The organism is Erythrobacter ani (assembly GCF_019204025.1).
GTDB classification, from domain to species: domain Bacteria; phylum Pseudomonadota; class Alphaproteobacteria; order Sphingomonadales; family Sphingomonadaceae; genus Erythrobacter; species Erythrobacter ani.
The window spans coordinates 866,124-877,402 of record NZ_JAGSPB010000001.1; the positions used below are offsets into that span (position 1 = coordinate 866,124).

Consider the following 11,279-nt stretch of genomic DNA (forward strand, 5'->3'; position numbering starts at 1 on the left):
CCCGGCGAGCCGCGCAGGCGGTCGATGCCTTGCGCCATGGCTGGCCACTCGCCTTTGCGAATGGCCCCGTGCTGCTTCCGGTGGAGACAGCCATTGCAAGCGGAGCCACAGCAAGCCGCATGCTGATTTCATCGGCGCGCGCGGTAACGCTCAAACTCGCCAACCAGCTTGAGGCGGCGGCTCCGCATGAGCCGGTCCTCATTCGCGGCGGCGAGCGGTTCGACATGAGTGCGGCGGTGCCGATTGCGGACCCTGCGCTCGACCTTCGCAACCCATTGAAAGGACCGTTCAAAGCCGAGGCGATCGAATGGGAGGTAGCAGCGAAAGCCGCAATGGAGTTGGCCCGCATCGCCGGAATCCTCCCCGCTTTCATGGTCGATCCCGACAATGCGGGCGAGGCGCAGCCCATCGCCGCAAGCGACCTCGTTCACTACGCCGATGCAGGAGCGCTCAAAATCATCACGCGGGCCCGGTTGCCGGTCAGTGCGAGCGACACTGCCGAAATCGTCGCGTTCCGATCATCGGCGGACACGCGCGAACATGTCGCGCTGATCATCGGGAAGCAGCGCGGCGACAGCGCTCCATTGGTCAGGCTCCATTCCGAATGCCTCACCGGCGACATCCTCGGCAGCCTCAAATGCGATTGCGGACCGCAGCTCGATGCGGCGCTGCGGGCGATGGCCGACCATGCCGAGGCGGATGGCGGCTGGGGTGCGCTTCTCTATATGCGGCAGGAGGGTCGCGGAATCGGACTCGTGAACAAGCTGCGCGCTTACCGCCTGCAGGACGAAGGCTTCGACACCGTAGATGCAAACCAGCGCCTGGGCCTGCCGGATGAAGCGCGCGATTTTGCGACAGCAGCGCGGATGCTACAATTGCTCGGCGCAACGACGATCCGCCTGATGACCAACAATCCGGCAAAGGTCGAAGCGCTGGAGCAGGCAGGGATCAATGTGACCGAGAGGGTTCAGCATCAGCTTCCCGATAATCCGCATAATGCGCACTATCTGGCCACGAAGCGCGACAGATCGGGACACTTGCTGAAATGAACGGCCCCGAAATCCCGATAACGATCCGCCCGGAAGCGCCCGGCGATGTGGACATCATCCATGCGCTGACCGAAGCAGCTTTCAAGGAGATGCCGTTCTCCGAAGGCGACGAGCAGCATCTGGTCGATCGTCTCCGCGGCGATGGCGACCTGACCTTGTCTCTGGTCGCCGAAGACGGTGAGCGGATCGTCGGTCATATCGCGTTCTCCCCCGTCACCATAACCGACGGCGCGCACGACTGGTTTGGTCTGGGGCCGGTCTCGGTCTGGCCAGAAATCCAGCAGCGCGGTATCGGCGGCGCGCTCATCAAGCGGGGTATCGCGGACCTGCGTCAAAGGGGCGCGAAGGGAATAGTCCTGCTCGGCAGCAATGTGTATTACCCGCGCTTCGGATTCGAGCATAAGCCGCAGCTGACCTATCCCGGACCGCCGCCCGAATTCTTCCAGAGCCTTCTGCTCGATGGGGAATGGCCCAAGGGCGAAGTAAGCTACGCACCTGCTTTTGGCTGAAAAGGTGTCAGGCCAGGAAGGCCGCCGCAACGATTGCCGTGACACAGAGAACCATGACCACAACGCTGGCCCAGATCAAAGGCTGGGACAGTATCGGTTCAGGCCGCTCGGAAGTGTTCAATCGAGACATGCCTCTCCCTACCAAAAGAGGGTTGAGGATACGTTAACCATGATGTGCCGGCGCTCCATATCGCCGCGCCCATCTACCGCAATTCCCGCTTGGCGATTGGCCACCCTCTTCGCTACACCCGGCCTAGACCGAGCAGCTGCGTTTGTTCGTGATCGTATAATTAGGAGGATGATCCATGAAGAATTTCACCCGCTTCGCCTTGGTCGGCGCCGCCTCTGCAGCACTCGCTGCCTGCGGAAGCTCCGATGACGCATCGAGCGACCTCGAAGTCGATACCGTTGAAATTCCCGCCGACGAAGCGCTCGAACCGGTGACAGAGGAGCCAGTTGAAGATCCCGCAGCCAACCTCGACAATGTCGAAGAACCCGCCGCGGTCGACACCCAGACAGCGACCGAAGCCGCAGACGCGGCCGAGGATGTCGCGGCAGCCGTTGAAGCCGCCGAGGCTGCAGAAGCAGCCGCTGCAGCCGATGCAGCCGATGCCGCAGCCGCAGCGGATGCAGCCTCATCGCTTGAGGTCGAGTGATCTCGTCGCTCACCAGGCTCGCGCTTCGATCTGGGACAGGTCGGATTGCGGGGCTTGGTTTGGCGTGCGCCGCGCTGGCCGCTTGCAGCGAACCTCCGGGCGCCGCGCCTGGTGAAGTCAGCGCAGGAGAGAAGCGCGCGCTGGAGGAGGCAGCCGAGATGCTCGGCGAGCGCCGCTTTCCCGAACAAGCAGCGCCAGAGTCCGGCCAGCTGGCGAGTGACGAACCGACCGCGCGACAAAGCTCCGAATTGACAGGCGACAGCGCCGAATAAATGCGGCCACAAGGCCGATCCTAGCCCAAAGGACCCACGTGCGATGAATGCCCCGACCAATCCTGTTCGATCCAATCCCGGCATGGACGACGATACGTTCGAACAATTCGCTGAACAGCTCGACCGCTATGTCAAGGAACGGCTGATCCCAGCAGAAGCGGACATGATCGAGGCCGATGCAGTACCGCCGGAGATCGTCGACGAGATGCGCGAAATGGGTCTGTTCGGCATCAGCGTGCCTGAAGAATATGGCGGCGCGGGCCTCAACGTCACGCAATATGCGCGGGTGGTAAACGCCATGAGCTACGCCGCGCCCGCGTTCCGCTCCATCTTCTCGATCAATGTCGGCATGTTCGCGAGCGCGCTGAAAAACGGCGCTACCGAAGAACAGCGACAGGAATGGTATCCCAAGCTGGTCGAGGGAAAAATCGCTTGTTTCGGCCTTACCGAGCCGGGATCCGGCAGCGACAGCGCGGCGATGCAGACGACCGCGACGCCCAATCCCGATGGTAATGGCTGGGTGCTCAACGGGACCAAGCGCTACATCACCAACGCACCGCACGCGGACGTCGCTCTGATCATGGCGCGCACCGACAAAGAGGCGTTGCCCAAGAATGCTCATGTCAGTGCTTTCCTGGTGCCGATGAATACGCCGGGCATTTCGACCGGATCGCCGGACAGAAAAATGGGCCAGTCCGGCAGCCATATCTCGGACATCATGCTCGACGATGTGAAGGTTACGGGCGATGCGCTACTGGGCGGCGAGACCGGCAAGGGTTTCCGGTTCGCGATGCAAAGTCTCGACAACGGTCGTATATCGGTAGGTGCAGCGGCAACTGGTTACGCCCGCCGCGCTCTCAATTCCGCCCTGCGCTATGCCAATGAACGCAAGGCATTCGGCGAACCGATAGCCCGTTTCCAGCTGATCCAGGCGATGCTCGCGGACAGCGAGACGGAGATTTATGCCGCCGAATGCATGATGAGGGACGTGACCGAGCGCGCCGACCGGGGCGAGAACATCATTACCAAAGCTGCCGCATTCAAGGTTTTCGCTTCCGAAATGTGCGGCCGTGTCGTCGATCGGGTAGTGCAGATTTACGGCGGCGCAGGCTATCTCGCCGAATACGATGCCGAGCGGTTTTACCGCGATGCGCGGATTTATCGGATTTATGAAGGCACCACGCAGATCCTCCAGCTCCAGATCGCCAAGCATATGCTGCGCGAATGGGAAGCGCAGCACGGGTCCGCCGCTTAATGTACAAACTTCTCAGCGGCCTCTCGATCATCGAGGTGTCGAGCTTCGTCGCATCCCCAACCGCCGGCCTCTATTGCGCCCAGATGGGTGCCGAAGTCATTCGCGTCGATCACAAGGCAGGCGGGCTCGACTACGATCGGTACATGCTAACCGAAGAAGGGCGCTCGCTGAGCTGGGAGAACCTCAACCGGGCGAAAAAATCTGTTGCCCTCGATCTGCGCAGCGGAGAGGGCCGAGAAATCTGCGTCGAACTCGCAGCAAAGACCGGGCAATGCATCACCAACCTGCCGGAGAAAAGTTTTCTCAGCCACGCCGCGATGAAGGCCGCGCAGCCCGATGGCTCGCCAGAAATGACCTCGGTGCGGATCATGGGCTGGCACGATGGACGTCAGGCGATGGATTTCACCGTCAACGCAGCGAGCGGGTACCCGCTCATGGCCGGACCCGAAGACTGGGACATGAAGACCGCACCGCCGGTCAACCAGGTTTTACCTGCATGGGATTTCATCACTGGTGCATATTGCGCATTCGCCCTTTTGGCGGCCTTGCGCCACCGCGACGCGGGCGGGCCGGGCAGCGAAGTGCGCGTGCCGCTGGGCGATGTCGCCATCGGCACCGTAGCGAATTCGGGCTTGATGGCGGAAATGCTGTTTCGCGGCGGTGATCGGGAGCGGCTTGGCAATGCCATCTGGGGAGCGTTCGGGCGCGATTTTCGGTCCAAGGACGGCATTCGTTTCATGGTCGCAGCGCTTACGGCCAAACAATGGGCCGGGTTGGTCAAGGCGTTCGGGCTGGAGACCCCCATCGGCCAACTCGAAGCCGAAGTCGGCGTTAGGTTTGCGGATGGCGATGATCCGCGATTCAAACATCGCCACCGGCTTTTCGAGCTGTTCCAGAAGGTCGCGGGCAGCCACAACTACCAAGCGCTGGAATCGCTGATGGCGGCCAATGGCTGCACTTTCGAACGCTATCGAACCGCACACGAAGCGGCGACCGATCCCGTGCTGGTGGACCACAATCCGCTTTTCGGTCCCTCCCCTAAAAATCCATCGGGGTTCGAATACCCGGCCACGCGAAGCTTCGCGAATCTGCCAGGCCGGGAAGTCGGCGATCCGGCTCCGGCTCCGTATCTTGGCCAGCATTCCGAAGAGGTGCTGGCCGAGCGGCTGGGCCTTTCCAGCGGCGCAATAGGCAAGCTGGTTGACGCAGGAACAGTGGCATTGAGTGACAAGGACAGAGCATGACCAGAAGAGCAGCGATCGTATCGCCTCTGCGCACGCCGGTGGGAAAGTTCCTCGGAGGGCTCTCCAGCCTAAACGCAGGCGAACTGGGGGCAATCATCTTGAAGGCTCTTGTCGAGCGTTCCGGCATCGATCCCTCGCGCGTCGATGATGTTGTATTCTCGCAGGGCTACGGCAATGCGGAGGCGCCTGCCATTGGGCATTGGTCGTGGCTGGCTGCGGGACTTCCGCTTGAAGTGCCAGGCTATCAGCTCGATCGGCGGTGTGGATCGGGCCTGCAGGCGATCGCCAACGCGGCCATGATGGTTGAAACCGGCATGGCCGACGTGGTTGTCGCAGGCGGGTGCGAGAGCATGTCCAATGTCGAACATTACACGCTGCAAGGTCGCGGCGGCGCGCGCATGGGAGACATCACTCTGCACGACCGGCTCTCGCGCGGGCGTCTGATGAGCCAGCCGATAGAACGCTTCGGAATCATCACTGGCATGATCGAGACGGCGGAAAATCTTGCCAAGGATTACAGCATTTCGCGCGAAGAGGCAGATGCCTATGCGGTGCGCAGCCACCAGAATGCAGCGGCGGCATGGGAAGCGGGCAAGTTCGAAGATCAGCTTGTGCCGGTCGAAGTCCCGCAGCGCCGCGGCGATCCCGTTGTCTTCGATCATGACGAAGGGTACCGGGCCGATGCCTCGATTGAGACACTCGCCAAATTGCGACCCATTGATGGCAAGCGGGATCCCGACGCGATCGTCACCGCAGGCAATGCCAGTCAGCAGAACGATGCGGCTGCGGCTTGCCTCGTCGTTGCGGAAGACAAGCTGGAAGATCTCGGCCTCGAACCTTCCCTGTGGTTCGGCGGCTGGGCGGCGGCAGGCTGCGATCCAAGCCGCATGGGCATCGGCCCCGTCCCGGCGGTCGAGCGTCTGTTCGAGCGGCGCGGATATTCGTGGGACGATATTGATTTGATCGAACTCAACGAGGCTTTTGCCCCGCAAGTGTTGGCAGTGCTCAAAGGCTGGGGCTGGAGCACGGACGACAGTCGCCGCGAGATTCTCAACGTCAACGGCTCGGGCATCTCGCTCGGCCACCCTATCGGCGCGACGGGCGGGCGGATTCTCGCCGATATGGCGGCCGAAATGCACCGGCGCGGAAGCCGATATGGGCTGGAGACGATGTGCATCGGCGGCGGCCAGGGCATTGCAGCGGTGTTCGAACGGGCGGCATAATGAGCGGTTTCGAAAAGTGGATCGGTCGCGAGCAACAATTGAGCGATCGGCTGGACGAGGGACTTGCAAAGCGCTGGCTCGCGACCTTCGACCTTCCCGCTTCGGCGTCGGGCATAATGCCGCAGGGCATCCACTTCGCACTCTGCACGCCCGATACGCCCACCGCGGAGCTGGGCGAGGACGGTCATCCGGCCCGCGACGAGAGTGCCGACAGCTTTCTCCCTCCTTTCCCGATGCCGCGCCGAATGTGGGCATCGAGCAGGCTGCACTTTCGCGCGCCGCTGACCATTGGCGCGGTCGTCACGCGGACCAGCCGGGTCGCCTCGATCACGGAGAAAACGGGCAGCACCGGTCGGCTTGCCTTCGTCGATGTCGAGCACGAAACGCAAGCGAATGGAACGCTAGCGGTCCTGGAGACGCAAACCCTGGTCTACAGGGAGGCGGCCTTATCCGATGCCGCCCTCAGCCCGCCCCCCTTGGGAGAAGGACACTTTGACCGCGATGCATGGGACGTCCACAAGGCTCTGACCCCTGATCCGCGTCTTTTGTTTCGTTACTCGGCGCTCACCTTCAACACGCACCGCATTCATTACGATGCTCCCTATGCGCGCGCCGTCGAAAGGTATCGCGGGCTGGTCGTACACGGGCCGCTTACCGCTAGTCTGTTACTGCAAGTTGCGGCAGAGAAGCTTGGCGACAATCACCTCAGGACCTTCGAATTTCGCGGTATGTCTCCTGCGATCGCTGGAGAAGAATTGATCCTCGCCATGCGCGGAGGCGGTTCGCAGTATGAACTGGGCGCATTCGCCCAAGATGGTCGGCAAATCATGAAAGCGGTCGCAGCGGTTTAGCCGCCATCGCCGCTCTTCGGCGGCCTCCCGCGTCGGGGCGGCCTGGTTCGTCCCGCATCGACCCCGCGCGCCTCCAGCGCTTCGCGCAGCAGCATCTCGATCTGTGCATTGGCCGATCGCAATTCGGCCCCCGCCAACCGCTCGACCGCAGCGTGGACCGCCGGGTCGAGCCGGAGAGCGAAGGCTTTTTTCGCTGGTTTCTTGCCCGGTCTTTGGGAAGGCGCAGCCATGGCTGCCTCCTTTGCGGGAGGTTACTGGTAAAGCGTGCCGGCGTTGACGACTGGCTGTGCTTCGCGATCGCCGCACAGGACAACCATGAGGTTGGACACCATCGCGGCGCGGCGTTCATCGTCTAGTTCGACGATGCCGTCATTCGAAAGCTTCTGAAGCGCATCCTCGACCATTCCGACCGCCCCAATGACCACTTTCTGACGCGCCGCGATCACGGCGTCGGCCTGTTGACGTCTGAGCATCGCACCGGCAATTTCCGAAGCATAGGCCAAATGCGTCAGCCCGGCCTCGTCGACCACGATCCCTGCGACCTTGAGACGCTCGTTTAGCTCCTCGATCAATTCCTGGTTCACGACATCGGCGCTGCCCCTGAGCGTCGTTTTGTCTTCGTCTGACATGTCATCATAGGGATGGCGCGCACCGACTGTCCGCAGGCCCGCCTCGATCTGGATGTTCACGAACTCCTTGTAATCATCGACATCGAACACTGCCTGCGCGGTATCGGAAACGCGCCATACGACATTGCATGCGATCTCGATCGGATTGCCTCGCAGATCGTTGATCTTGACCTTCTCGGAATGGATGTTGTGAGCGCGAACGCTCACTTTTTCTTTCATCATCCACGGCCAGACCCATTGCAGCCCCTCCTTTCGAGAAGTCCCGCGATATTCGCCGAACAGGGTTATCACGACCGCCTGGTTGGGCTGGATCATGAAGAAGCCGATACTCAACAGGAGCGATAGGACGAGGCCCGAAATGATACTGGCAACGACGCCTTCCTTGGGTGCGCCGAAGGTGATCGCCAAAAACAACGGCAAGACCAGCGTGGCAAGCACCACCAGGATCATCACATAGCCATTGTAGCTGGTACCGCGACGTTCCTTGCTGATCGCCATCGCATGCGCATCATTTGTCATACGTTTTCCCCTTCGATATAATTATGATATCATCTTTATATCGAAAGAGAGCGCAGGTCAATCGTTGACCGGGTATTTCTCGATCGGCTTCAGCACGGTGAAGCTTTCCGGTTCTGGCTCCCGACCAAGTTCCGGAAAATCAATTTCCGGCGGCTCGCAGCGAGTGTCGGGCAATCGATCGAGCAGATCGCGGATCAGGGTAAGCCGCCCGCGCTTCTGATCGTTGAAATCGACCAGTGTCCACGGCGCATGACGGGTATGGGTCGTCCTCAGCATGGCCTCGCGAGCCTCTGTATACGCGTCGTATTTCTCGCGTGCAGCAAGATCGATGGGCGAAAGTTTCCAGCGCTTCAGCGGATCGTCGAGGCGTTCACGCAAGCGCTCTTCCTGTTTGTCCTGATCGGTTGTGAGCCAGTATTTGAAGAGCAGGATGCCATCGTCGATCAGCATGTTTTCAAACGTCGGCACCTGGCGGAGGAACAGCTCAACCTGCTCGTTGTCTGCAAAGCCCATCACTTTCTCAACGCCTGCGCGGTTGTACCAGCTGCGATCGAACAGCACGATCTCACCAGCGCTCGGCAGGTGAGCAATGTAGCGCTGGAAATACCATTGGGTTCGTTCGGCATCGGTCGGCTTTCCGAGTGCCACAGTGCGGCACTGGCGCGGATTTAGCTTGTCACGCACCGCCCGGATTGCACCGCCCTTTCCGGCCGTATCTCGCCCTTCGAACAGGACCACGACCCGTGCGCCCGTGATCCGCGCCCAGCGGGCCATGGCGACCAGTTCCTCGGTCATTGGTTCAAGCAGTACGCGGTAATCCTTGCCTTTCAGACCCATACGGCCTCCCAATTTGTCCTTGTTTCCGGTCAGTGGTAGTCTCAAATACGTACCCATGGCTACACTTGCTCATCCAGACACCGATTTCTCGCGCCTGCCCGATCTTCCGGGCGACGTATTTACTGCGCCGCTCGCAAAGCCGGCGCATCTGGGCGATGACTGGCTGGAGCCAGCGCAGACCGATTATTCAAGCGAGGATCACGCGATCTGGAACGATTTGTTCGCGCGTCAGATGGAAGTGCTTCCGGGCCGTGCCGCCAGCGCCTTCATGGCAGGACTTGAAAAGCTCGATCTGTCGCGCGGCGGTATTCCCGAATTCGGCGCGCTGTCTGAGGAGCTGGAAACGTTGACCGGGTGGAGCGTCGTGCCGGTCCCGATGCTGATCCCCGACCACGTGTTCTTCTGGCATCTCGCCAATCGCCGCTTTCCAGCGGGCAATTTCATCCGCACACGCGAGACGTTCGACTACATTCAGGAACCAGACGTGTTCCACGACGTGTTCGGGCATGTTCCGATGCTGACCGATCCTGTCTACGCCGATTACATGCAGGAATATGGCCGCGCCGGGTGGAAGGCGATGCATTACAACCGGCTGAAAGCGCTCGGCGCGCTCTACTGGTACACGGTCGAGTTCGGGCTGATCGAAGAAGCAGACGGTATCAAGGCCTACGGAGCAGGCATCCTGTCAGGACCGACGGAAGCGAGGTTCGCAGTCGAGGCCGAGAGTCCCAATCGCATCATGTTGAATGTCGATCGTGTGATGCGCACCGATTACGTCATCAGCGATCTTCAGCCGACCTATTTCGTTATCGAAAGCTTCGATGATCTGTTCAAGCAGACGGTCGAGCGTGATTTCGATCGGCTATACCGCAGCCTTGCGCCGAGCTTCACCTACGCGAATTCTGCCATCATCGATGTCGACAACGTGATCCACCGCGGGACGCAGGAATATCATCTGAGGGGTGGCAGGGGATCGGGTGCGGCACCGGTCTGACCGGTATCCATCGACGATCTAAGAAGCAGTGCCTTAGGCTTCGATCCGGGGGCGAATCACGGTGTGATAGAGGACAAGTGCGGCGACCCCGGCGACCAACGCGGATCCGAGCGCAACCAATGAAAGTCCGCCGATAAAAGTGCCGCTGTTTGCAATCAGACCGATAATGAGTGTCGCCGCGATCCCGATGCTGATCTGACGCAGGATCTGGCCTGATTGTTCGGTGCGCGCGATGATCGAGGCCAGCCAGCCCAAAGTCGCGCCCATTACTATCAACACCAACAACGCCATCACTCAACTCTTCGTTTTCTTACTATCTCTTCAACTGCGGAACGCGTGTGATTGCGTGCTGGTTCCAAGAATCCTTGTTCTGTGACGATCAGAAGAAATAGAATAGCGCGCAGCCCATCACCACGCGGTAGAGCACGAAAACCATCATCGACGCGCGTTTCAGAAAATTCATCAGGAACGCCATGGTCGCAAATGCGGCTATGAAGGTTAGCACGCCGGCGATGAGTGCATCGAAAGCCAGGACCGATCCCGCCTCGAATATTTCGGGCACGATGAGCACACCCGCACCTGCAACCGCCGGGATCGACAGCAGAAATGAAAATCGCGCCGCCTCCACGCGTTTGTACCCGAGGAACCGCGCCGCGGTCATGGTGACGCCAGAGCGGCTGGTTCCGGGAATGATCGCCAGTGCCTGCGCGATGCCGACGATCAGGCCGTCTCGCCACGTCATGTCCTCGAACGATTTGACCTCTTTCCCCACCCAATCGGCAAGTCCGAGGAGGAGCCCATATACAATCAGGTTGAATGCGATGAGATCGGTAAAGCGGATGGACGACATCAGATCGTCCTCAACCACGGTAATCCCGAACCACGTCTCCGCTAGCGAATCGAACGCGCCGAGCTTGATCGCGAGACCGAATAACACAGCAGGGATGGTGCCGAGAACGATCCACCAGAACAGCCTGCGCTCTGCCGGAGCATTGGGTGCGTCGGTCCCGACGCCGATGCTCGCGAAGCCTCCGCGGGCCAGCACCAGCACGTCCTTGAAGAAGTAGACGATGATCGCCAGCAGCGATCCGACATGGACGGCGACGTCGATCAGCGGACCCTGATCGGAAAAATCGGTCAGAAACGGGATCAGGATCAGGTGGCCCGAGGACGAGATCGGCAGAAATTCCGTGATCCCCTGAACAACTGCAATGATGAAAAGCTGTAGAAAAGTCATGGCC

The 11,279-nt window shown here is 60.6% G+C and carries 14 protein-coding genes; 9 read left to right on the forward strand and 5 right to left on the reverse strand.

Going from position 1 to position 11,279, the window contains the following annotated elements; genetic code table 11:
• Positions 1-29 precede the first annotated feature (29 nt).
• The 8 genes from ribA to KCG45_RS04150 all read left to right on the forward strand — a co-directional run bounded on the left by ribA (position 30) and on the right by KCG45_RS04150 (position 7,059).
• Complete coding sequence (gene ribA, locus KCG45_RS04115; RefSeq protein ID WP_255547941.1) at positions 30-1,049, forward strand: GTP cyclohydrolase II; 1,020 nt, start codon at positions 30-32, stop codon at positions 1,047-1,049.
• Entirely contained in the window at positions 1,046-1,558 is a 513-nt protein-coding gene (locus KCG45_RS04120) for a GNAT family N-acetyltransferase (RefSeq protein WP_218315821.1), read from the forward strand. Before ribA ends, KCG45_RS04120 begins: the two co-directional genes overlap by 4 nt.
• Before the next feature lie 305 nt (positions 1,559-1,863).
• On the forward strand, positions 1,864-2,214 hold the full coding sequence (locus tag KCG45_RS04125; protein ID WP_218315822.1) for a hypothetical protein: 351 nt from the start codon (positions 1,864-1,866) through the stop codon (positions 2,212-2,214).
• Positions 2,215-2,273: 59 nt separating this feature from the next.
• Positions 2,274-2,486 carry a hypothetical protein gene (locus tag KCG45_RS04130; RefSeq protein WP_218315823.1) on the forward strand — a complete coding sequence of 71 codons (213 nt, stop codon included), beginning with the start codon at positions 2,274-2,276 and terminating at the stop codon, positions 2,484-2,486.
• A gap of 43 nt (positions 2,487-2,529) precedes the next feature.
• Positions 2,530-3,741, forward strand: a complete 1,212-nt coding sequence (locus KCG45_RS04135; RefSeq protein ID WP_218315824.1) for an acyl-CoA dehydrogenase family protein — start codon at positions 2,530-2,532, stop codon at positions 3,739-3,741.
• A complete protein-coding gene (locus tag KCG45_RS04140) occupies positions 3,741-4,985 on the forward strand; it encodes a CoA transferase (protein ID WP_218315825.1) in 1,245 nt (414 codons plus the stop codon). Before KCG45_RS04135 ends, KCG45_RS04140 begins: the two co-directional genes overlap by 1 nt.
• Positions 4,982-6,208 (forward strand): acetyl-CoA C-acetyltransferase, encoded by a 1,227-nt coding sequence (locus KCG45_RS04145; protein WP_218315826.1) that lies wholly within the window; start codon positions 4,982-4,984, stop codon positions 6,206-6,208. The genes KCG45_RS04140 and KCG45_RS04145 overlap by 4 nt, the downstream gene beginning before the upstream one ends.
• Positions 6,208-7,059 carry an HTD2 family dehydratase gene (locus tag KCG45_RS04150; protein ID WP_218315827.1) on the forward strand — a complete coding sequence of 284 codons (852 nt, stop codon included), beginning with the start codon at positions 6,208-6,210 and terminating at the stop codon, positions 7,057-7,059. Before KCG45_RS04145 ends, KCG45_RS04150 begins: the two co-directional genes overlap by 1 nt.
• Here the strand turns inward: KCG45_RS04150 and KCG45_RS04155 are convergent.
• Genes KCG45_RS04155 through ppk2 form a run of 3 tightly spaced genes read right to left on the reverse strand, consistent with a single transcriptional unit; the run spans position 7,056 to position 9,044 of the window.
• A complete protein-coding gene (locus KCG45_RS04155; protein WP_218315828.1) occupies positions 7,056-7,289 on the reverse strand; it encodes a type II toxin-antitoxin system antitoxin in 234 nt (77 codons plus the stop codon). The genes KCG45_RS04150 and KCG45_RS04155 overlap by 4 nt on opposite strands.
• A 21-nt stretch (positions 7,290-7,310) precedes the next feature.
• Positions 7,311-8,207 carry an SPFH domain-containing protein gene (locus KCG45_RS04160; RefSeq protein ID WP_255547942.1) on the reverse strand — a complete coding sequence of 299 codons (897 nt, stop codon included), beginning with the start codon at positions 8,205-8,207 and terminating at the stop codon, positions 7,311-7,313.
• A gap of 57 nt (positions 8,208-8,264) precedes the next feature.
• On the reverse strand, positions 8,265-9,044 hold the full coding sequence (gene ppk2, locus KCG45_RS04165) for a polyphosphate kinase 2 (RefSeq protein ID WP_218316429.1): 780 nt from the start codon (positions 9,042-9,044) through the stop codon (positions 8,265-8,267).
• Positions 9,045-9,099: 55 nt separating this feature from the next.
• Between ppk2 and phhA the strand changes: the two genes are divergently transcribed.
• Positions 9,100-10,038, forward strand: a complete 939-nt coding sequence (gene phhA / locus KCG45_RS04170; protein WP_218315829.1) for a phenylalanine 4-monooxygenase — start codon at positions 9,100-9,102, stop codon at positions 10,036-10,038.
• A 33-nt stretch (positions 10,039-10,071) separates the two neighbouring features.
• Here the strand turns inward: phhA and KCG45_RS04175 are convergent, their stop codons facing one another.
• On the reverse strand, positions 10,072-10,329 hold the full coding sequence (locus tag KCG45_RS04175) for a hypothetical protein (RefSeq protein ID WP_218315830.1): 258 nt from the start codon (positions 10,327-10,329) through the stop codon (positions 10,072-10,074).
• A gap of 88 nt (positions 10,330-10,417) precedes the next feature.
• Positions 10,418-11,275 (reverse strand): undecaprenyl-diphosphate phosphatase, encoded by an 858-nt coding sequence (locus KCG45_RS04180; RefSeq protein ID WP_218315831.1) that lies wholly within the window; start codon positions 11,273-11,275, stop codon positions 10,418-10,420.
• Positions 11,276-11,279 lie beyond the last annotated feature (4 nt).